The 21,074-nt window shown below is 62.3% G+C and carries 18 protein-coding genes; 14 read left to right on the top strand and 4 right to left on the bottom strand.

The features are described from left to right. Window positions 1-377 precede the first annotated feature (377 nt). The 4 genes from rplJ (at window position 378) to rpoC (ending at window position 10,100) form a co-directional block, all read left to right on the top strand. Window positions 378-896, top strand: a complete 519-nt coding sequence (rplJ, locus tag AC1DZP_RS30990; RefSeq protein ID WP_095089664.1) for a 50S ribosomal protein L10 — start codon at window positions 378-380, stop codon at window positions 894-896. 54 nt (window positions 897-950) lie between these two features. Beyond that, complete coding sequence (rplL, locus tag AC1DZP_RS30985) at window positions 951-1,328, top strand: 50S ribosomal protein L7/L12 (protein ID WP_095089666.1); 378 nt, start codon at window positions 951-953, stop codon at window positions 1,326-1,328. A gap of 253 nt (window positions 1,329-1,581) precedes the next feature. Next, a complete protein-coding gene (rpoB, locus tag AC1DZP_RS30980; protein WP_184879345.1) occupies window positions 1,582-5,718 on the top strand; it encodes a DNA-directed RNA polymerase subunit beta in 4,137 nt (1,378 codons plus the stop codon). 185 nt (window positions 5,719-5,903) lie between these two features. Further along, complete coding sequence (gene rpoC, locus AC1DZP_RS30975) at window positions 5,904-10,100, top strand: DNA-directed RNA polymerase subunit beta' (RefSeq protein ID WP_095089695.1); 4,197 nt, start codon at window positions 5,904-5,906, stop codon at window positions 10,098-10,100. Window positions 10,101-10,364: 264 nt separating this feature from the next. Here rpoC and AC1DZP_RS30970 read toward each other — a convergent pair whose 3' ends face one another. The 4 genes from AC1DZP_RS30970 to AC1DZP_RS30955 all read right to left on the bottom strand — a co-directional run bounded on the left by AC1DZP_RS30970 (window position 10,365) and on the right by AC1DZP_RS30955 (window position 13,087). Further along, complete coding sequence (locus AC1DZP_RS30970; RefSeq protein WP_457153011.1) at window positions 10,365-10,559, bottom strand: hypothetical protein; 195 nt, start codon at window positions 10,557-10,559, stop codon at window positions 10,365-10,367. Window positions 10,560-10,660: 101 nt separating this feature from the next. Next, window positions 10,661-11,587, bottom strand: coding sequence for a Gfo/Idh/MocA family protein (locus AC1DZP_RS30965; RefSeq protein ID WP_457153010.1), 927 nt, complete (start codon window positions 11,585-11,587; stop codon window positions 10,661-10,663). Between the two features lie 89 nt (window positions 11,588-11,676). Next, window positions 11,677-12,789 (bottom strand): PLP-dependent cysteine synthase family protein, encoded by a 1,113-nt coding sequence (locus AC1DZP_RS30960; protein ID WP_477307629.1) that lies wholly within the window; start codon window positions 12,787-12,789, stop codon window positions 11,677-11,679. Between the two features lie 16 nt (window positions 12,790-12,805). Next, window positions 12,806-13,087 carry a transcriptional regulator gene (locus AC1DZP_RS30955; protein ID WP_477307627.1) on the bottom strand — a complete coding sequence of 94 codons (282 nt, stop codon included), beginning with the start codon at window positions 13,085-13,087 and terminating at the stop codon, window positions 12,806-12,808. Window positions 13,088-13,564: 477 nt separating this feature from the next. On the opposite strand from AC1DZP_RS30955, the gene rpsL reads away from it, so the two are divergent. From rpsL to rpsS, 10 genes are all read left to right on the top strand, one after another. Next, a complete protein-coding gene (rpsL, locus tag AC1DZP_RS30950) occupies window positions 13,565-13,936 on the top strand; it encodes a 30S ribosomal protein S12 (RefSeq protein ID WP_006333356.1) in 372 nt (123 codons plus the stop codon). Between the two features lie 75 nt (window positions 13,937-14,011). After that, window positions 14,012-14,482 carry a 30S ribosomal protein S7 gene (rpsG, locus tag AC1DZP_RS30945; RefSeq protein ID WP_008875664.1) on the top strand — a complete coding sequence of 157 codons (471 nt, stop codon included), beginning with the start codon at window positions 14,012-14,014 and terminating at the stop codon, window positions 14,480-14,482. Between the two features lie 29 nt (window positions 14,483-14,511). Beyond that, window positions 14,512-16,602 carry an elongation factor G gene (fusA, locus tag AC1DZP_RS30940; protein ID WP_095089675.1) on the top strand — a complete coding sequence of 697 codons (2,091 nt, stop codon included), beginning with the start codon at window positions 14,512-14,514 and terminating at the stop codon, window positions 16,600-16,602. 66 nt (window positions 16,603-16,668) lie between these two features. Further along, the gene (gene tuf, locus AC1DZP_RS30935; RefSeq protein WP_013531404.1) at window positions 16,669-17,844 is read left to right on the top strand and encodes an elongation factor Tu; all 1,176 of its coding nucleotides are present in this window, start codon (window positions 16,669-16,671) and stop codon (window positions 17,842-17,844) included. A 69-nt stretch (window positions 17,845-17,913) separates the two neighbouring features. Then, window positions 17,914-18,222 (top strand): 30S ribosomal protein S10, encoded by a 309-nt coding sequence (gene rpsJ, locus AC1DZP_RS30930; RefSeq protein WP_010909272.1) that lies wholly within the window; start codon window positions 17,914-17,916, stop codon window positions 18,220-18,222. Between the two features lie 61 nt (window positions 18,223-18,283). Beyond that, window positions 18,284-19,012, top strand: coding sequence for a 50S ribosomal protein L3 (gene rplC / locus AC1DZP_RS30925; RefSeq protein ID WP_184874355.1), 729 nt, complete (start codon window positions 18,284-18,286; stop codon window positions 19,010-19,012). Next, window positions 19,012-19,632: a 50S ribosomal protein L4 gene (gene rplD / locus AC1DZP_RS30920; RefSeq protein WP_006333366.1), complete on the top strand. Its 621-nt coding sequence runs from the start codon at window positions 19,012-19,014 to the stop codon at window positions 19,630-19,632. The genes rplC and rplD overlap by 1 nt, the downstream gene beginning before the upstream one ends. Further along, window positions 19,629-19,922, top strand: coding sequence for a 50S ribosomal protein L23 (locus AC1DZP_RS30915; RefSeq protein ID WP_010909275.1), 294 nt, complete (start codon window positions 19,629-19,631; stop codon window positions 19,920-19,922). Before rplD ends, AC1DZP_RS30915 begins: the two co-directional genes overlap by 4 nt. Before the next feature lie 22 nt (window positions 19,923-19,944). Continuing rightward, complete coding sequence (rplB, locus tag AC1DZP_RS30910; protein ID WP_095089679.1) at window positions 19,945-20,778, top strand: 50S ribosomal protein L2; 834 nt, start codon at window positions 19,945-19,947, stop codon at window positions 20,776-20,778. Between the two features lie 16 nt (window positions 20,779-20,794). Beyond that, window positions 20,795-21,073, top strand: coding sequence for a 30S ribosomal protein S19 (gene rpsS / locus AC1DZP_RS30905; protein ID WP_006205463.1), 279 nt, complete (start codon window positions 20,795-20,797; stop codon window positions 21,071-21,073). Window position 21,074: the final 1 nt, after the last annotated feature.

The following is a 21,074-nucleotide window of genomic DNA, read 5'->3' as shown; positions in this document are numbered from 1 at the left end:
CCGTTAAAGGGCTGATCCGCAAAAGAATTCCGGGCCTCCGATTTAGGTTGGCGGCCCGGTGCCGGAAGTCGAAAGGCTTCCGGACATCCTGTCCGAGATTGCAGGCGGCCCAAAAGCCTTAATTCATGTGGGCCTGCATGAGACGGGTGAAGACCGGACAACGGAGCGACTGCTCCAATGAAAGGTTCGAACCGTGTTTGCCTTTTGTCTGCGCATCGTCGGCCTGGCCGTCGTTGTGGCGAAAGGGGGCAGGATCCTCGAGCGTCGTTCGGGAGATCCGTTACTGGATGGCCCGGCCGACAAAAGGCAACCCGACGCCTGTCCTCGTGAATGGGAATGTTCCCGTTAACAGGATGGGGGTCAACTGGAGATAGGCAGTGGACAGAGCGGAAAAACGCGAACTCGTCACGGGCCTGAACGGTGCGTTCTCGAACGCAGGTTCAGTGGTCGTGGCCCACTACGCCGGTATCACCGTCGCGCAAATGAACGACCTTCGGTCGAAAATGCGCGCTGCCGGTGGCACCGTCAAAGTCGCGAAGAACCGTCTCGCCAAAATCGCTCTTCAGGGCACGGACTCCGCATCGATCATCGACCTGTTCAAGGGACAGACGCTGATTGCTTATTCGGAGGATCCGATTGCGGCGCCGAAGGTCGCGTCCGATTTCGCCAAGGGAAATGACAAGCTCGTCATTCTCGGCGGCGCAATGGGCACCACCTCGCTCAATGCCGACGGTGTGAAGGCACTCGCCACACTTCCGTCGCTCGATGAGCTGCGCGCCAGGCTGGTTGGCATGATCGCCACGCCGGCAACCCGGATCGCCCAGATCGTCAATGCGCCAGCGGCTTCTGTCGCGCGCGTCATCGGCGCTTACGCCCGGAAGGACGAGGCGGCATGAGGCCGTTCCTCGCTATCACAAACACACGTTCGAACCTGATGAAGGAATACAACAATGGCTGATCTCGCAAAGATCGTAGACGACCTTTCGAAGCTGACCGTCCTCGAGGCGGCCGAGCTGTCGAAGCTTCTGGAAGAAAAGTGGGGCGTCTCCGCCGCTGCTCCGGTGGCTGTTGCCGCCGCTGGCGGTGGTGCGGCTGCTGCTGCTCCGGCCGAGGAAAAGACGGAATTCGACGTCGTCCTCACCGAGGCAGGTGCTCAGAAGATCAACGTCATCAAGGAAGTCCGCGCCATCACCGGTCTTGGCCTCAAGGAAGCCAAGGATCTGGTCGAAGCGGCTCCGAAGCCGGTCAAGGAAGGCGTTTCCAAGGCCGACGCTGACAAGTTCAAGGCCCAGCTGGAAGCAGCCGGCGCCAAGGTCGACCTGAAGTAAGCGTAAAAGGCGGCGGACGGCCTCGCGCCGTCCGCCACTCCCTTCGGCTGGAGGGAGCACGCGTAGCGCGAGACGTACGAGAACCTCTTTCCTGAGGGCCGCAAATCGGCCTTCAGGAAACGGGTTTTCTCCCGTTTTAGCCGGCCGCCGACAGGCGCCGGGAAAAACAGACAAAGGGTCGCCGCCCAGGTGGCCCAGAATGCAAGGCGAGCCGCGGCGAGGTTCGTCCCGAGTTTAGAGCTAAGGAGCGACGATGGCCCAGACCCAGACTTTCAATGGCCGCAGACGCGTACGCAAGTTCTTCGGAAAGATCCCGGAAGTTGCGGAGATGCCGAACCTGATCGAGGTTCAGAAGGCATCCTATGACCAGTTCCTGATGGTGGCGGAGCCCAAGGGTGGGCGTCCGGACGAGGGACTGCAGGCCGTCTTCAAGTCGGTCTTCCCGATTCAGGACTTTTCCGGCTCCTCAATGCTGGAGTTCGTGAAGTACGAGTTCGAAGGACCGAAATTCGACGTTGACGAATGCCGTCAGCGCGACCTCACCTATGCCGCGCCGCTGAAGGTGACGCTGCGCCTCATCGTGTTCGATATCGACGAGGATACCGGCGCCAAGTCGATCAAGGACATCAAGGAACAGGACGTCTACATGGGCGACATGCCGCTCATGACGCTCAACGGCACCTTCATCGTCAATGGCACCGAGCGCGTTATCGTCTCGCAGATGCACCGCTCGCCGGGCGTGTTCTTCGACCATGACAAGGGCAAGTCGCACTCGTCGGGCAAGCTTCTGTTTGCCGCGCGCGTCATCCCCTATCGCGGCTCGTGGCTCGACATCGAGTTCGATTCTAAGGACGTCGTGCACGCGCGCATCGACCGTCGCCGCAAGATTCCGGTGACGTCGCTGCTGATGGCGCTCGGCATGGACGGCGAAGAGATCCTGTCGACCTTCTACAACAAGATCACCTACAAGCGCGCAGGCGACCACTGGCGCATTCCGTTCAACGTCGAGCGTTTCCGCGGCCTCAAGGCCGTCGGCGACCTGGTCGACGCCGATACGGGCGAAGTTGTTGTCGAAGCCGGCAAGAAGATCACTGCCCGCCAGGCCCGGGCGCTTGGCGAAAAGGGTCTCAAGGCGATCAAGTCGACCGACGAGGATCTGCTCGGCAACTACCTGGCCGAGGACATCGTCAACTACGCCACCGGCGAGATCTTCCTCGAAGCCGGCGACGAGATCGACGAAAAGACGCTGAAGGTGCTGCTTGGCACCGGTGAAAACGAGATCAAGGTTCTCGACATCGACCACGTCAATGTCGGTGCCTATATCCGCAACACGCTCAACGTCGACAAGAACGAGAGCCGCCAGGACGCGCTGTTCGACATCTATCGTGTCATGCGCCCCGGCGAGCCGCCGACACTCGAGACCGCCGAAGCCATGTTCAACTCGCTGTTCTTCGACAGCGAGCGCTACGATCTGTCGGCCGTTGGCCGCGTCAAGATGAACATGCGCCTCGAGCTCAAGGCCGAGGACACCGTGCGCGTGCTGCGCAAGGACGACATCCTGGCCGTGGTCAAGACGCTGGTCGAACTGCGTGACGGCAAGGGCGAGATCGACGACATCGACAATCTCGGCAACCGCCGCGTTCGGTCGGTCGGCGAGCTGATGGAAAACCAGTACCGCGTCGGCCTGCTGCGCATGGAGCGCGCGATCAAGGAGCGTATGTCCTCGATCGAGATCGACACGGTGATGCCGCAGGACCTGATCAACGCCAAGCCGGCGGCCGCCGCCGTGCGCGAGTTCTTCGGTTCCTCGCAGCTGTCGCAGTTCATGGACCAGACCAACCCGCTGTCGGAGATCACCCACAAGCGCCGCCTCTCGGCGCTTGGACCGGGCGGTCTGACCCGCGAGCGCGCCGGCTTCGAGGTGCGCGACGTGCACCCGACGCATTACGGCCGCATCTGCCCGATCGAGACGCCGGAAGGCCCGAATATCGGTCTGATCAACTCGCTGGCCACCTTCGCACGCGTCAACAAGTACGGCTTCATCGAGAGCCCGTACCGCAAGATCGTCGACGGCAAGCTGACCAATGACGTCGTCTATCTCTCGGCGATGGAAGAAGCCAAGCACCACGTCGCGCAGGCCAACGCCGAGCTTGACAAGAGTGGCGGCTTCGTCGACGAGTTCGTCATTTGCCGCAGCGCCGGCGAAGTGATGATGGCGCCCCGCGAAAACGTCGACCTGATGGACGTGTCGCCCAAGCAGATGGTTTCGGTGGCCGCGGCCCTGATCCCGTTCCTCGAGAACGACGACGCCAACCGCGCTCTGATGGGCTCGAACATGCAGCGTCAGGCCGTGCCGCTGGTGCGCGCCGAGGCGCCGTTCGTCGGCACCGGCATGGAGCCGATCGTCGCCCGTGACTCGGGCGCCGCCATCGGCGCCCGCCGCGGCGGCATCGTCGACCAGGTGGACGCGACGCGTATCGTCATTCGCGCCACCGAGGACCTCGATCCGGGCAAGTCCGGCGTCGACATCTACCGGCTGATGAAGTTCCAGCGTTCGAACCAGAACACCTGCATCAACCAGCGTCCGCTGGTCCGCATGGGCGACCGGGTCAACAAGGGCGACATCATCGCCGACGGTCCGTCGACCGAGCTCGGTGATCTGGCGCTCGGCCGCAACGTGCTGGTCGCGTTCATGCCGTGGAACGGCTACAACTACGAGGACTCGATCCTCCTGTCCGAGCGCATCGTCGCCGACGACGTCTTCACCTCGATCCATATCGAGGAGTTCGAGGTCATGGCGCGCGACACCAAGCTTGGTCCGGAGGAAATCACGCGCGACATTCCGAACGTCTCGGAAGAAGCGCTGAAGAACCTCGACGAAGCCGGCATTGTCTATATCGGTGCCGAGGTTCAGCCGGGCGACATCCTGGTCGGCAAGATCACGCCGAAGGGCGAAAGCCCGATGACGCCGGAAGAGAAGCTTCTGCGCGCCATCTTCGGCGAAAAGGCATCGGACGTGCGCGACACCTCGATGCGCATGCCTCCGGGCACCTTCGGCACGGTCGTCGAGGTGCGCGTCTTCAATCGCCACGGTGTGGAGAAGGACGAGCGCGCCATGGCGATCGAGCGCGAGGAGATCGAACGCCTCGCCAAGGACCGCGACGACGAGCAGGCCATTCTGGATCGCAACGTCTACGCGCGTCTTTCCGACGTGCTCGTCGGCAAGGAAGCGATCGCTGGACCGAAGGGCTTCAAGAAGGGCTCGACGCTGTCCAAGGACACGCTCGACGAGTATCCGCGTTCGCAGTGGTGGCAGTTTGCGGTGGAGAACGAAAAGCTCCAGAGCGAACTGGAAGCCCTGCGTGGCCAGTACGACGATTCCAAGAAGGCGCTCGAACAGCGCTTCATGGACAAGGTCGAGAAGGTCCAGCGCGGCGACGAAATGCCTCCAGGCGTCATGAAGATGGTCAAGGTCTTCGTGGCCGTGAAGCGCAAGATGCAGCCCGGCGACAAGATGGCCGGCCGTCACGGCAACAAGGGTGTCGTGTCGCGGATCGTTCCGGTCGAGGACATGCCTTTCCTCGAGGACGGCACGCATGCCGATATCGTGCTCAACCCGCTGGGTGTGCCGAGCCGCATGAATGTCGGCCAGATCCTGGAAACGCATCTGGGCTGGGCTTGCGCGGGCATGGGCAAGAAGATCGGCGAGCTGATCGACACGTACAAGGCAGCCGGCGACATCAAGCCGCTGCGCAAGACGCTCGAGAGCTTCATGCCGGCCAACGACCGCAACGAGCCGGTCCGCGAATATGACGACGAGAGCATCGTTCGCCTCAGCGAGCAGATGCGCCGCGGCGTCTCGATCGCGACCCCGGTGTTCGACGGCGCGCACGAGGCTGACATCAACATCATGCTGGAGCAGGCGGGCCTGCACACCAGCGGTCAGTCGCAGCTCTATGACGGACGCACCGGCGAGCCGTTCGATCGCAAGGTGACGATGGGCTATATCTACATGCTCAAGCTTCACCATCTCGTGGACGACAAGATCCACGCGCGTTCGATCGGTCCGTACTCGCTCGTCACCCAGCAGCCGCTGGGCGGCAAGGCGCAGTTCGGTGGCCAGCGCTTCGGCGAAATGGAGGTCTGGGCGCTGGAAGCATACGGCGCCGCCTACACGCTGCAGGAAATGCTGACGGTGAAGTCGGACGACGTCGCCGGCCGTACCAAGGTCTACGAGGCGATCGTCCGTGGCGACGACACCTTCGAGGCCGGCATTCCCGAGAGCTTCAACGTTCTCGTCAAGGAAATGCGGTCTCTCGGCCTCAATGTCGAGCTGGAGAACACCAAGCTCGACGACAACCCGGTCCGGCTGCCCGACGCGGCCGAGTAAGGCAACGGCGCGCCGCGGAAAGCCGCGGCGCGCCAGAGCATGATCCCGAAAAGTGGCTACCGGTTTTCGGACAGGGTCATGCTCAACCAAGAAGTATTCGACGGCCAGTGGCCGACAAAGACGGCGGGCGTTTGGCTCGCGACTAGATGCAAGGGGTTTTCGAGGACCCCGAAAAGGAGAACGGCATGAACCAAGAGGTCATGAATCTCTTCAATCCCCAGGCGCCGGCACAGGTGTTCGATTCCATCCGGATATCGCTCGCCAGCCCTGAGAAGATTCTGTCCTGGTCGTTCGGCGAGATCAAGAAGCCGGAGACCATCAACTACCGCACCTTCAAGCCGGAGCGTGACGGTCTGTTCTGCGCGCGCATTTTTGGCCCGATCAAGGACTATGAGTGCCTGTGCGGCAAGTACAAGCGCATGAAGTACAAGGGCGTCATCTGCGAGAAGTGCGGCGTCGAAGTCACGCTGTCGCGCGTCCGCCGCGAGCGCATGGGCCATATCGAGCTCGCAGCGCCCGTCGCCCACATCTGGTTCCTGAAGTCGCTGCCGTCGCGCATCGGCACGCTGCTCGACATGACCCTGAAGGACATCGAGCGGGTCCTCTACTTCGAGAACTACATCGTCACCGAGCCTGGCCTCACCGCGCTGAAGGAGCACCAGCTGCTCAGCGAGGAAGAGTACATGATCGCCGTCGACGAGTATGGCGAGGACAGCTTCACCGCCATGATCGGCGCCGAGGCCATCCATGACCTTCTGGCCGGCATGGACCTGGAGAAGATCGCCGGCGACCTGCGTACGGAACTGGCTTCGACCACCTCCGAGCTGAAGCAGAAGAAGTATCTGAAGCGGCTCAAGGTCGTCGAGAACTTCATGGAATCCGGCAACCGTCCGGAATGGATGATCATGAAAGTGGTTCCGGTGATCCCGCCGGACCTGCGTCCGCTCGTCCCGCTGGACGGCGGCCGTTTCGCCACCTCGGATCTCAACGATCTCTATCGCCGCGTCATCAACCGCAACAACCGTCTGAAGCGGCTGATCGAGCTGCGCGCCCCGGGCATCATCGTGCGCAATGAAAAGCGCATGCTGCAGGAAGCCGTCGATGCGCTGTTCGACAACGGCCGTCGCGGCCGCGTCATCACCGGCGCCAACAAGCGCCCGCTGAAGTCGCTGTCCGACATGCTCAAGGGCAAGCAGGGCCGGTTCCGTCAGAACCTGCTCGGCAAGCGCGTCGACTATTCCGGCCGCTCGGTCATCGTGACCGGTCCGGAGCTCAAGCTGCACCAGTGCGGCCTGCCGAAGAAGATGGCGCTCGAACTGTTCAAGCCCTTCATCTACGCCCGTCTCGACGCCAAGGGTTACTCCTCGACCGTCAAGCAGGCCAAGAAGCTGGTCGAGAAGGAACGTCCGGAAGTCTGGGATATCCTCGACGAGGTCATCCGCGAGCATCCGGTGCTCCTGAACCGTGCGCCGACGCTGCACCGTCTCGGCATCCAGGCGTTCGAGCCGATCCTGATCGAAGGCAAGGCGATCCAGCTTCACCCGCTGGTCTGCACGGCCTTCAACGCCGACTTCGACGGTGACCAGATGGCCGTTCACGTGCCGCTGTCGCTGGAAGCGCAGCTTGAAGCCCGCGTGCTGATGATGTCGACCAACAACATCCTGCACCCGGCTTCCGGCGCGCCGATCATCGTGCCGTCGCAGGACATGGTTCTGGGTCTCTACTATCTCTCGATCGTCAACCAGAACGAGCCGGGCGAGGGGATGGTGTTTGCCGACATGGGCGAACTCCAGCATGCGCTCGAGACCAAGGCGGTGACGCTGCACTCCAAGATCCGCGGTCGTTTCCGCTCGGTCGATGCCGATGGCAAGGTCGTGTCGAAGATCTACGACACCACTCCTGGCCGCATGATTATCGGCGAGCTTCTGCCGAAGAACGTCAATGTGCCATACGAGACCGCCAACCAGGAGATGACCAAGAAGAACATCTCCAAGATGATCGATACCGTCTACCGCCACTGCGGTCAGAAGGAGACGGTCATTTTCTGCGATCGCATCATGGCGCTCGGCTTCAGCCATGCCTGCCGTGCCGGCATTTCGTTCGGCAAGGACGACATGCTGATCCCGGATGCCAAGATCAAGCTGGTCTCCGACACCGAGGCTTTGGCCAAGGAATACGAGCAGCAGTACAATGACGGCCTGATCACGCAGGGCGAGAAGTACAACAAGGTCGTCGACGCCTGGGCCAAGTGCTCGGAAAAAGTCGCCGACGAAATGATGGCCCGCATCAAGGCGGTCGAGTTCGAGGACAACGGCCGTCAGAAGCCGATGAACTCGATCTACATGATGTCGCACTCCGGTGCGCGTGGCTCGCCCACCCAGATGCGCCAGCTCGCTGGCATGCGCGGCCTGATGGCCAAGCCCTCGGGTGAAATCATCGAGACGCCGATCATCTCGAACTTCAAGGAAGGCCTGACCGTGCTCGAGTACTTCAACTCGACCCACGGCGCCCGCAAGGGTCTGGCCGACACCGCCTTGAAGACGGCGAACTCGGGTTACCTCACCCGTCGTCTGGTCGACGTGGCGCAGGACTGCATCGTCAACTCCGTCGACTGCGGCACCGACAAGGGCCTCACCATGCAGCCGATCGTCGATGCCGGCCAGGTCGTCGCTTCCGTTGGCCAGCGCGTGCTGGGCCGTACGTCGCTCGACGACATCAACCATCCGGTGTCGGGCGAGGTTCTGGTCAAGGCCGGAACGCTGATGGACGAGCGCGACGTGGAAAAGATCGAAAAGGCCGGTGTCCAGTCGGTCCGCATCCGCTCGGCACTGACCTGCGAGGTCAGGGTTGGCGTGTGCGCGGTCTGCTACGGACGCGATCTTGCCCGCGGCACCCCGGTCAACCAGGGCGAAGCCGTCGGCGTCATCGCGGCGCAGTCGATCGGCGAGCCGGGCACCCAGCTCACCATGCGTACCTTCCACATGGGCGGTACGGCGCAGGTGGTGGACTCCTCGTTCCTTGAAGCCTCCTACGAGGGCAAGGTCGAGATCCGCAACCGCAACGTGGTGCGCAACTCGGACGGCCAGCAGATGGTCATGGGCCGCAACATGGCGGTGCTGATCCTCGACGAAACCGGCAAGGAGCGCGCCACGCACCGTCTCACCTATGGTTCGCGTATCTTCGTGGACGATGGCGACAAGGTGAAGCGCGGCCAGCGTATCGCCGAGTGGGATCCCTATACCCGCCCGGTCCTCACCGAAATCGAGGGCAGGGTGTCGTACGAGGATCTGGTCGACGGCATTTCCGTTCAGGAAACGGCAGACGAGTCGACCGGCATCACCAAGCGTGAGGTCATCGACTGGCGCTCGACGCCACGCGGCAACGACCTCAAGCCGGCGATTGCCATCCAGGACGCCAAGGGCAAGGTCGGCAAGCTGTCGAAGGGCGGCGACGCCCGCTTCCTGCTCTCGGTCGAGGCCATTCTTTCGGTCGAGCCGGGTGCCCAGGTTCGCCCCGGCGACGTGCTGGCGCGTATCCCGATGGAGAGCGCCAAGACCAAGGACATCACCGGCGGTCTGCCGCGTGTTGCCGAACTGTTCGAGGCACGCCGTCCGAAGGATCACGCCATCATCGCCGAGATCGATGGCACGATCCGCTTCGGCCGCGACTACAAGAACAAGCGTCGCATCATCATCGAGCCGCATGACTCGACGCTTGAGCCGGTCGAATACCTGATCCCGAAGGGCAAGCCGTTCCATCTCCAGGACGGCGACGTCATCGAGAAGGGCGACTACATCCTCGACGGCAATCCTGCGCCGCACGACATCCTGGCGATCAAGGGCGTGGAGGCACTTGCTTCCTACCTCGTCAACGAGATCCAGGAAGTCTACCGTCTGCAGGGCGTGTCGATCAACGACAAGCACATCGAGGTGATCGTTCGCCAGATGCTGCAGAAGGTCGAGATCACCACGCAGGGCGACTCGACCTACATTCCGGGCGACCACGTCGACGTGATCGAGCTGGAAGAGGTCAACGAGCGTCTGATCGAGGACGGCAAGAAGCCGGCCGAAGGCCAGCCGGTGCTGCTCGGCATCACCAAGGCATCGCTGCAGACGCCGTCCTTCATCTCGGCCGCCTCCTTCCAGGAGACGACCAGGGTGCTGACGGAAGCCGCGGTTGCCGGCAAGACCGACATGCTGCAGGGGCTGAAGGAAAACGTCATCGTCGGCCGGCTTATCCCGGCCGGTACCGGCGGCACGATGAGCCAGATCCGGCGCATCGCCACCTCGCGCGACGAACTGATCATCGACGAGCGCCGCAAGGCCTCCGGTGTGGAAGTCGCCGAGCCGATGCTGGCCGACATGACAACCGCCGCGCAGTAAGCGCGGCGGCCAGACAAAAAAAACGAGCGGTTCATTGTTTCGGTGAACCGCTCAAGGAATCTCAGGCAACAGGGCCGTCGGGGCAACCCGGCGGCTTTTTTGTATACTGAACCAACTGTCGGTATTCATGGCAGATGGACCAAGGAGCCCGCAATTGGAAGAAGCTGCCCTTTGGGAGTTGATAAACGATGGCCGGGATCGCATGGGCTTTGCTCAGAAAAGGCTCTGGGACGCGATCACGATCCGGAAAGATGGACGCACACCTCAGCGAATGGCGCCGAACACTGCTTCTGGGTTGTTGCTTTGATCGGGCAGAGCGTCGTTTCTTACAACGATGTCGAACACGGCTTTGACCGCTCGACCTTCATCCGCTTTGGCGAACTCACTGAGCTGGGCTGGGGGCAGGCCGGTCTCGACGTGGTGGTCCAGGATATTCTGAACGAACTTGAATTCGGACACCCGACAGCGCCACGGGTTTCCTCTCCGCAACCCGGAGAGTGTCCCGATTCCAATAGCAAGTAGCCCGCTGACCAGGCGATCTTGCCGAAAATCGCCGGTGCTCAGTCGAAAAACGCTTCCACCACATTGCGCTTGCCGAGCATGAAGGCATCGGCGACATGCTGGAGCGGCGCCAGATCGACGTCGGAGCTGCCGGCGTGGACAATCTCGGCAAACCGCTTGTAGAGCATCGGGTATTCCGCTTCCGGTTCGTCATGGACGACGCGGCCGTCGATGGCGAGCTTCGAGCCGCCGCCTGAGAGCACCATCGCGCCCTTGTCGGTGTCGGCAACGATGTCCCAGCTTTGCGGGCCTGTCTGGAGCCAGTCGAGATCCATCGTCACCGGCAATCCATTCGAAGTGCGGAAGGTGACCTGTGCCGCGACCGGCGCGGCGCGGTTTTCGGGAAAATCGAGCACGGCAGAGGTGATGAACATCGGCGGCAGGATGTGGGTCACGATCGATAGCGCATTGATGCCGGGATCGAAGACGCCGAAGCCGCCGGGAGCCCAGATCCATTCCTGGTTGGGATGCCAGCGACGCACGTCCTCCTTCCAGTTGATGGCGGCGGACTTGATCTTGGCCGAACTCAGGAAGGCGCGCGCGGCCTCGACCGCCGGCGCATAACGCGAATGCCAGCTGGCAAACAGCGAGACGCCGTTCTTCAACGCCAATGCCTTGAGGTTCTCGACCTCGCTGACAGTGGCGCCGGGTGGCTTCTCCAGGAAGACGTGTTTCTTGGCTTCCAGTGCCGTGCGCGCCGCGTCGTAGCGAAACTGCGGCGGCATGCAGAGCGATACCGCCTCGAGCTCCGGCACCGCGTCGAGCATGGCTTCGATGTCAGGAAAATTCGGAATGCCGTCGACCTTGCCGTGCCGGCTGGCGGCGGCGATGAGGCGATAGTCCTGGTCCTTCGCCAGGGCCGGCAGGTGCTGGTCGCGGACGATCTTGCCGACACCGACGATGCCTATCTTGATGGGCTGGGACACGGCCGCTCCGTCTGTTGAATGATGGTGGTGGCTTCTTATCAGAACACTTGCCCCCGACAAGCCGAAGCCAGCGAGCCGACGCCGAAAAGTCAGCCCCAGCTTTCCTCGAACGGCAAGATCAGTTTTCCACCCGCCAGGAAGGCCTCGATCGCCGGCTCGAAAGGCGAGGGGTCGAGGCTGTTCGCAGCCAGCCATCCGTCGGAATAATAGGTGTTGGCATAGCGATCGCCGGAATCGCAGATCAGCGTCACCAGCGAACCCGCCCTTCCTTCCTCGATCATGCGCGCGGCCTGAAAGCACATGGCGATGAAGTTGGTGCCGGTCGAGCCGCCGACACGACGGCCGAGCCGTCGCGACAACACCCGCATCGCCGCCAGCGACACCGCGTCCGGCACCCGCAGCATATGATCGATGACGCCAGGCACGAAGGACGGCTCCATGCGCGGCCGGCCGATCCCCTCGATCCGCGACGGCTGTTCGCAGCGGCAATTGCGATCATGCGTAGCAAAACCGTCGAAGAAGGCCGAGCGCTCGACGTCGGCAACCGACAGCCGCGTCGCATGCTGCTTGTAGCGCAGGAAGCGCCCGATCGTGGCGGTGGTGCCGCCGGTGCCGGCGCTCATCACGATCCAGGCCGGAACCGGATGCCGCTCCTCGCGCATCTGCCCGAAGATCGATTCGGCGATGTTGTTGTTGCCGCGCCAGTCGGTGGCGCGCTCGGCGTGGGTGAACTGGTCCATGAAATGGCCGCCCAGTTTCGCCGCGAGTTCGGCCGACTCGGCGTAGATGCGCCTGCCGTCGTCGATGAAATGGCAGTTGCCGCCATAGTGCTCGATCGCGGCGATCTTTTCGCGCGAGGTCGAGCGCGGCATCACCGCATAGAACGGCACCCCGATCATACGGGCAAAGTACGCTTCCGATACCGCGGTCGAACCCGACGACGCTTCGATCACCGGCGCGCCTTCGCGGATCAGGCCATTGCATAGCGCATATAGAAACAGCGAGCGCGCCAGCCGGTGCTTCAGGCTGCCGGTCGGATGGGTGGATTCATCCTTGAGATAGAGATCGATGCCGGCCAGTGCCGGTAGATCGAGCTTCCACAGATGCGTGTCGGCCGAGCGGCGCTGATCGGCCTCGATCGCCGCGACGGCCTGGTCGGCCCAGGTCCGGGATGCAGGTCCAACCGCTTTTGCTCCGGCCATCGTCAGCGCACCCGATTCAGATCGGCACGTCGAAAGTAACGATCGACACTTCGCCTTCGAGCGCGCCCTGGAAGGCGGAAAGATGAGGCTCATCGTCGGGTGCGCCGTCCATGTCGCCGATCTGGTCGAGTTCGGCCTCGGCGTAACCTTCCGCCGCAAGCGATTCGAGCGCCCGGCTCACCGCCGAATCGTCGTCGGGGGCGACCAGCATCACGTGCACGCCTTCCGGCTTGCCGCCCTTTTTCTTCCACACCCGGCCGGTGATGATGGTGACCGGGCGCTCTTCATTGTCGTTCACGGGCCGATTCCTCTTGGCAGATTGGGGGCGGGCGAGGGGATTTTCACTGCTCATGCGGCCTTTTCGCATGAAGCAGGGCCGCGCAACAGCGCAAAGCCGGTCACTTTCTTCCTCGCCCTTGCAAAATTGCGAAACAAAATTACATGCGTTTTTCGCATGGCTGCCGAGCCTTGGTTGGCGCGCAATATTTGGCGCTCCGGGCTTGACGGTTCGCGGTCTTACGAGTAGAAGCCGCCCAGTCAGAACCGATGTGAGGCTCTCCCTTCCGAAGCGACACGCTTTGGAGTTTGCCTCAAACAGGGTTCGTTTTACGAGCGAAAAGACATTTCCGGCGTGCACGAAGCGGGTCCGCTTCCTCTGCCATTTGTTCGGGCAAAGACCGCGAGGCGCGGTTTGTGGCCCGAATTTGCGTTTGGAAATGACGCTTTGAGCGGCCCTGACCGGGCGAGACACGGAATTGAGAGACAAGAGGGTTTAATGCCTACCGTCAACCAGCTGATCCGCAAGCCGCGCATTGCGCCGGTGAAGCGCAACAAGGTCCCGGCCATGCAGCAGAACCCGCAGAAGCGGGGCGTCTGCACGCGCGTCTATACAACGACGCCGAAGAAGCCGAACTCGGCGCTGCGCAAGGTGGCCAAGATCCGCCTGACCAATGGTTTTGAAGTGATCGGGTACATCCCCGGCGAAGGTCACAACCTTCAGGAGCACTCCGTGGTCATGATCCGCGGCGGCCGCGTCAAGGATCTTCCGGGCGTTCGCTACCACATCATCCGCGGCGTGCTCGACACGCAGGGTGTGAAGAACCGCAAGCAGCGCCGTTCGAAGTACGGCGCCAAGCGTCCGAAGTGACCGAAGCGTAGCGAAGGTCATCCCGGGCAAGCGTCCGGGATCAAGGCCACCACGCATAATTGAGGCAGAGAAAAAATGTCGCGTCGTCACAGTGCAGAAAAGCGTGAGATCAATCCGGACCCGAAGTTCGGCGATCTGATCGTCACCAAGTTCATGAACGCCGTCATGTATGACGGCAAGAAGTCGGTTGCCGAGACCATCGTCTACGGCGCGCTCGACCAGGTTCAGTCGAAGACCAAGCAGGAGCCGGTCACCGTCTTCCATCAGGCGCTCGACAATGTCGCGCCGCATGTGGAAGTGCGGTCGCGTCGTGTCGGCGGCGCCACCTACCAGGTTCCGGTCGACGTGCGCCCCGAGCGCCGCCAGGCGCTGGCCATTCGTTGGCTGATCGCCGCGGCCCGCAACCGCAACGAGACCACCATGGTCGACCGCCTCTCCGGCGAGCTGATGGACGCGGCCAACAACCGCGGCACCGCCGTCAAGAAGCGTGAAGACACCCACAAGATGGCTGAAGCCAACCGCGCTTTCGCGCACTACCGCTGGTAAAGCGCGTACGAGACTGAGAGGCAGCTACGATGGCCCGCGAATACAAAATCGAAGACTACCGCAATTTCGGTATCATGGCGCATATTGACGCCGGCAAGACGACGACCACCGAGCGCGTCCTCTATTACACGGGCAAGTCGCACAAGATCGGCGAAGTCCACGACGGCGCTGCCACCATGGATTGGATGGAGCAGGAGCAGGAGCGCGGCATCACCATCACGTCCGCCGCGACCACGACCTTCTGGAAGGGTCGCAGTGGCAAGATGTACCGCTTCAACATCATCGACACCCCCGGACACGTCGACTTCACCATCGAAGTCGAGCGTTCGCTGCGCGTGCTCGACGGTGCCATTGCGCTGCTCGACGCCAACGCCGGTGTCGAGCCGCAGACGGAAACCGTCTGGCGCCAGGCCGACAAGTATCGCGTTCCGCGCATGATCTTCTGCAACAAGATGGACAAGATCGGCGCCGACTTCTACCGCTCGGTCGAGATGATCGGTTCGCGCCTCGGTGCGCATGCCGTCGTCATGCAGCTGCCGATCGGCGCCGAGACCGAGTTCAAGGGCGTTGTCGACCTCGTCGAGATGAACGCGCTGGTCTGGCGCGACGAGACGCTGGGCGCTGCCTGGGACGTCGTCGAGATCCCGGCCGACCTCAAGGCTCGTGCCGAGGAATACCGCGAGAAGATGATCGAAGCCGCCGTCGAAATGGACGAGACGGCACTCGAGAATTACCTCGAAGGCAAGATGCCGTCGAATGACGAGATCCGCGCGCTGATCCGCAAGGGCACCATCGCGGTGAAGTTCTACCCGATGTTCTGCGGCTCGGCCTTCAAGAACAAGGGCGTGCAGCCGCTGCTCGACGCCGTCGTCGAATATCTGCCGTCGCCGGCCGATGTTCCGGCCATCAAGGGCGTCGATGCCAAGACCGACGCCGAGATCGAGCGTCACGCCGACGACAACGAGCCGCTGTCGATGCTCGCCTTCAAGATCATGAACGACCCGTTCGTCGGTTCGCTCACCTTTGCCCGCATCTATTCGGGCAAGCTGACCAAGGGCATCTCGGTCGACAACACCGTGAAGGGCAAGAAGGAACGCATCGGCCGCATGCTACAGATGCATGCCAACTCGCGCGCCGACGTCGAAGAGGCTTTCGCCGGCGACATCGTTGCTCTGGCTGGCCTCAAGGACACCACCACCGGAGATACGCTGAGCGATCCGCTGCATCCGGTCATCCTCGAGCGCATGGAATTCCCCGATCCGGTCATCCAGATCGCGATCGAGCCGAAGACCAAGAACGACCAGGAAAAGATGGGCCTTGCCCTTCACCGCCTGGCCGCCGAAGATCCGTCCTTCCGCGTCAAGACCGACGAGGAAAGCGGCCAGACCATCATTTCCGGCATGGGTGAGCTTCACCTCGACATCATCGTCGACCGCATGCGTCGCGAATTCAAGGTCGAGGCCAATGTCGGCGCGCCGCAGGTGGCCTATCGCGAGACGATCACCCGCAGGCACGAGCAGGACTACACGCACAAGAAGCAGACCGGCGGTACCGGTCAGTTCGCCCGCGTCAAGATCGTCTTCGAGCCGAATCCCGACAGCAGCGAATTCGAGTTCGAAACCAAGATCGTCGGCGGTGCGGTTCCGAAGGAATACATCCCCGGTGTCGAAAAGGGCATCAACAGCGTCATGACCTCGGGTCCGTTCGCGGGCTTCCCGATGATCGGTGTCAAGGCGACGCTGATCGACGGCGCTTACCACGATGTCGACTCCAGCGTTCTGGCGTTCGAAATCGCCGGCCGCGCCTGCTTCCGTGAAGCCGCACCCAAGCTTGGCGTGCAGTTGCTCGAGCCGATCATGAAGGTCGAAGTGGTGACGCCGGAAGACTACGTCGGCAGCGTCATCGGCGATCTGAACGGCCGTCGCGGTCAGATCCAGGGCCAGGAAGCACGTGGCGTGGCAGTGGTCATCAACGCGATGGTGCCGCTCGCCAACATGTTCAAGTACGTCGACAACCTGCGTTCGATGAGCCAGGGCCGCGCGGCCTACACGATGCAGTTCGATCACTACGAGCCTGTGCCGACTGCGGTCGCCCAGGAAGTTCAGAAGAAATACGCGTAACTCGAACGGGTTGCAGCGGTAACTTAATTCAAGGCCCGCACGGGCGAGCAGGATTGGAGACATCACATGGCAAAAGGTAAATTCGAGCGTAACAAGCCTCATGTGAACATCGGCACGATTGGTCACGTTGACCATGGCAAGACGTCGCTGACGGCGGCGATCACGAAGTATTTTGGCGAATACAAGCGCTATGACCAGATCGACGCGGCACCTGAGGAGAAGGCGCGCGGCATCACGATCTCGACGGCGCATGTCGAATACGAGACGGCCAACCGCCACTACGCTCACGTCGACTGCCCCGGGCACGCCGACTATGTGAAGAACATGATCACCGGTGCGGCGCAGATGGACGGCGCGATCCTGGTTGTGTCGGCTGCCGACGGCCCGATGCCGCAGACCCGCGAGCACATCCTGCTTGCCCGTCAGGTCGGCGTGCCGTCGATCGTGGTGTTTTTGAACAAGGTCGACCAGGTCGACGACGCCGAGCTGCTCGAACTGGTCGAGCTCGAGGTTCGTGAGCTGCTGACCAAGAACGAGTTCCCCGGCGACGACATTCCGATCGTCAAGGGCTCGGCGCTGGCTGCTCTGGAAGATTCCGACAAGAAGATCGGCGAGGACGCGATCCGCGAGCTGATGGCTGCGGTCGACGCCTACATCCCGACGCCGGTTCGTCCGCTCGACAAGCCGTTCCTGATGCCGATCGAGGACGTGTTCTCGATCTCGGGCCGTGGCACGGTTGTGACCGGTCGCGTCGAGCGTGGCGTGGTCAAGGTCGGCGAGGAACTCGAGATCATCGGCATCCGTCCGACGACCAAGACGACCTGCACCGGCGTCGAGATGTTCCGCAAGCTGCTCGACCAGGGCCAGGCCGGCGACAACATCGGCGCGCTGCTGCGCGGCGTTGACCGTGAAGGTGTCGAGCGCGGCCAGGTTCTGGCCAAGCCGGGCACGGTGAAGCCGCACAAGAAGTTCGTGGCCGAAGCCTACATCCTGACCAAGGACGAAGGTGGCCGTCACACGCCGTTCTTCACCAACTACCGTCCGCAGTTCTATTTCCGCACGACGGACGTGACCGGCATCGTGTCGCTGCCGGAAGGCACCGAGATGGTGATGCCGGGCGACAACATCACGGTCGATGTCGAGCTGATCGTGCCGATCGCCATGGAAGAGAAGCTGCGCTTCGCTATCCGTGAAGGCGGCCGCACCGTCGGTGCCGGCATCGTCGTCACCATCAAAGAGTAATTTGGACTTAAACCGATCTGTCGCGGGCGCAGGAGTTGCCCGCGCCGCGCCAGAACAAGGAAGTGACGCATGAACGGACAGAATATCCGCATCCGCCTGAAGGCGTTTGATCACCGCGTGCTCGACGCCTCGACGAAGGAAATCGTGTCGACGGCCAAGCGCACCGGTGCCAACGTCCGCGGCCCCATTCCGCTGCCGACGCGGATCGAAAAGTTTACGGTCAACCGGTCGCCTCACGTCGACAAGAAGAGCCGCGAGCAGTTCGAGATGCGCACGCACAAGCGTCTGCTCGACATCGTCGATCCGACCCCGCAGACGGTCGATGCTTTGATGAAGCTCGATCTGGCCGCCGGTGTGGACGTCGAGATCAAGCTCTAAGGGAATGAGAGAGCGGTAAGGGGCGGTGCCCCTGGCCCGGAACTCTAAAGGAATTGAACCGATGCGTTCAGGTGTGATTGCAAAGAAGGTGGGAATGACCCGCATCTACAACGATGCCGGGGAACATGTTCCCGTCACCGTTCTCCAGATGGAGAACTGTCAGGTCGTGGCGCAGCGCACGCAGGAGAAGAATGGCTACACTGCCGTTCAGCTCGGCGTTGGCCTTGCCAAGGTGAAGAACACGTCGAAGGCGCTGCGCGGCCATTTCGCGACCGCTTCCGTCGAGCCGAAGGCGAAGGTCGCCGAGTTCCGCGTCTCCGCCGACAACATGATCGATGTCGGCGCCGAGATCACCGTCGAGCATTTCGTCCCCGGCCAGAAGGTCGATGTGACGGGCACGACGATCGGCAAGGGTTTTCAAGGCGTCATCAAGCGCCACCACATGGGTGGTGGCCGCGCGACGCACGGTAACTCCGTCTCGCACCGTACGCACGGTTCGACCGGCCAGCGCCAGGACCCGGGCAAGGTGTTCAAGGGCAAGCATATGGCTGGCCACATGGGCGACACCCGCGTCACCACGCAAAATGTCGAGATCGTTTCGACCGACGCCGACCGCGGCCTGATCCTGATCCGCGGTGCGGTTCCCGGATCGAAGGGCGCCTGGATCCTGGTCCGCGATGCGGCCAAGGTGGCACTGCCGGCCAATGCGCCGAAGCCTGCCGCGATCCGCCCAGTTGCAGCAGGGAGTGCTGCTAAGAACGAGGCTCCGGCCACAGAGGGAGCGGAATAATGGATCTCAAGATCACAACGCTTGGCGGCAAGGACGCCGGCAAGGTGGAACTCTCCGAGGAGATTTTCGGCCTTGATCCGCGCGAGGACATCCTGCAGCGCGTCGTGCGCTGGCAGCTCGCCAAGAAGCAGCAGGGCACGCACAAGGCCAAGGGCCGCGCCGAAATCGCGCGCACCGGCGCCAAGATGTACAAGCAGAAGGGTACGGGCCGCGCCCGTCACCATTCGGCACGCGCTCCGCAGTTCCGCGGCGGCGGCAAGGCTCACGGCCCGGTCGTTCGCAGCCATGAGCACGAACTGCCGAAGAAGGTTCGCGCGCTTGGCCTCAAGCATGCTCTCTCGGCCAAGGCCAAGAGCGCGTCGATCATCATCATCGACGAGCTGAAGCTGACCGAGGCCAAGACCAAGGCGCTGATCGCGAATTTCGCGACGCTGGGCCTGACCAACGCTTTGGTGATCGGCGGTGCCGAGCTTGACAAGAACTTCAAGCTGGCGGCGACGAACATCCCCAACATCGACGTGCTGCCCATCCAGGGCATCAACGTCTACGACATTCTGCGCCGCGGCACGCTGGTCCTTTCGAAGGCCGCCGTCGAGGCTCTCGAGGAGCGCTTTAAATGACCGACCTTCGTCATTATGACGTGATCGTCTCGCCGGCGATCACCGAAAAGTCGACCATGGCCTCCGAGCAGAACCAGGTCGTCTTCAACGTCGCCAAGAAGGCGTCGAAGCCGGAAATCAAGGCCGCCGTCGAAGCGCTGTTCGGCGTCAAGGTGATGGCCGTGAACACGCTTGTCCGCAAGGGCAAGATCAAGCGCTTCCGCGGCACGATCGGCCGCCAGAGCGACGTCAAGAAGGCGATTGTGACATTGGCCGACGGCCAGTCGATCGACGTCGCGACGGGTCTCTGAGCAAGGCCGCGAGGACAGAACAATGGCACTGAAAAAATTCAACCCGGTAACGCCGAGCACCCGCCAGCTGGTCATCGTCGACCGCTCGGGTCTCTACAAGGGCAAGCCCGTCAAGGGTCTGACCGAGGGCCTGACCAAGTCGGGCGGCCGCAACAACTACGGTCGCATCACCGCCCGCTTCATCGGTGGTGGCCACAAGCGTTCGTACCGCATCATCGACTTCAAGCGCCGCAAGTTCGACGTTGTCGGCACGGTCGAGCGCATCGAATACGATCCGAACCGCACCGCCTTCATCGCGCTCATCAAGTACGACGATGGCGAGCTGTCCTACATCATCGCTCCGCAGCGTCTGGCGCCCGGCGACAAGATCGTTTCCGGTGAAGCCGTCGACGTGAAGCCGGGCAATGCGATGCCGTTGGCCTCGATGCCGGTCGGCACCATCGTCCACAACATCGAGCTGAAGCCGGGCAAGGGCGCCCAGGTTGCCCGTTCTGCAGGTGGCTACGGCCAGCTGGTCGGCCGCGATCAGGGCATGGCGATCCTGCGCCTCAACTCGGGCGAGCAGCGTGTCGTGCACGGCTCCTGCATGGCCACCGTTGGTGCCGTGTCCAATCCGGACCATGGCAACATCAACGACGGCAAGGCTGGTCGTACGGTTTGGCGTGGCAAGCGTCCGCACAATCGCGGCGTGACCATGAACCCGGTCGACCATCCGCACGGCGGCGGCGAAGGCCGCACCTCGGGTGGCCGCCATCCGGTTTCGCCCTGGGGCAAGCCGACCAAGGGCAAGAAGACGCGGTCCAACAAGGCGACCGACAAGTTCATCCTGCGCTCGCGCCATCAGCGCAAGAGCTAAGAAGAGGTAACGCCAAGTGACTCGTTCTATTTGGAAAGGCCCCTTCATCGACGGCTACCTTCTCAAGAAGGTGGACAAGGTTCGTGAAGGTGGTCGCAATGAGGTGATCAAGATGTGGAGCCGTCGCTCCACCATCCTGCCGCAGTTCGTCGGCTTCACCTTCGGTGTCTACAACGGCCAGAAGCATGTTCCCGTCTCGGTGAACGAGGACATGGTCGGTCATAAGTTCGGTGAATTCGCTCCGACCCGGACCTATTACGGTCACGGCGCGGATAAGAAGGCGAAGAGGAAATAAT

Source organism: Mesorhizobium sp. P2_F8 (genome assembly GCF_056403655.1).
This window is presented reverse-complemented; position numbering and strand designations above follow the sequence as displayed.

Excerpts from the sequence above, each read along its gene's own strand:
- rplL (WP_095089666.1), top strand. The coding sequence starts at position 951 with ATGGCTGATCTCGCAAAGATCGTAGACGACCTTTCGAAGCTGACCGTC.
- rpoB (WP_184879345.1), top strand. The coding sequence starts at position 1,582 with ATGGCCCAGACCCAGACTTTCAATGGCCGCAGACGCGTACGCAAGTTC.
- rpoC (WP_095089695.1), top strand. The coding sequence starts at position 5,904 with ATGAACCAAGAGGTCATGAATCTCTTCAATCCCCAGGCGCCGGCACAG.
- AC1DZP_RS30960 (WP_477307629.1), bottom strand. The coding sequence starts at position 12,789 with ATGGCCGGAGCAAAAGCGGTTGGACCTGCATCCCGGACCTGGGCCGAC.
- rpsL (WP_006333356.1), top strand. The coding sequence starts at position 13,565 with ATGCCTACCGTCAACCAGCTGATCCGCAAGCCGCGCATTGCGCCGGTG.
- rpsG (WP_008875664.1), top strand. The coding sequence starts at position 14,012 with ATGTCGCGTCGTCACAGTGCAGAAAAGCGTGAGATCAATCCGGACCCG.
- fusA (WP_095089675.1), top strand. The coding sequence starts at position 14,512 with ATGGCCCGCGAATACAAAATCGAAGACTACCGCAATTTCGGTATCATG.
- tuf (WP_013531404.1), top strand. The coding sequence starts at position 16,669 with ATGGCAAAAGGTAAATTCGAGCGTAACAAGCCTCATGTGAACATCGGC.
- rpsJ (WP_010909272.1), top strand. The coding sequence starts at position 17,914 with ATGAACGGACAGAATATCCGCATCCGCCTGAAGGCGTTTGATCACCGC.
- rplC (WP_184874355.1), top strand. The coding sequence starts at position 18,284 with ATGCGTTCAGGTGTGATTGCAAAGAAGGTGGGAATGACCCGCATCTAC.
- rplD (WP_006333366.1), top strand. The coding sequence starts at position 19,012 with ATGGATCTCAAGATCACAACGCTTGGCGGCAAGGACGCCGGCAAGGTG.
- AC1DZP_RS30915 (WP_010909275.1), top strand. The coding sequence starts at position 19,629 with ATGACCGACCTTCGTCATTATGACGTGATCGTCTCGCCGGCGATCACC.
- rplB (WP_095089679.1), top strand. The coding sequence starts at position 19,945 with ATGGCACTGAAAAAATTCAACCCGGTAACGCCGAGCACCCGCCAGCTG.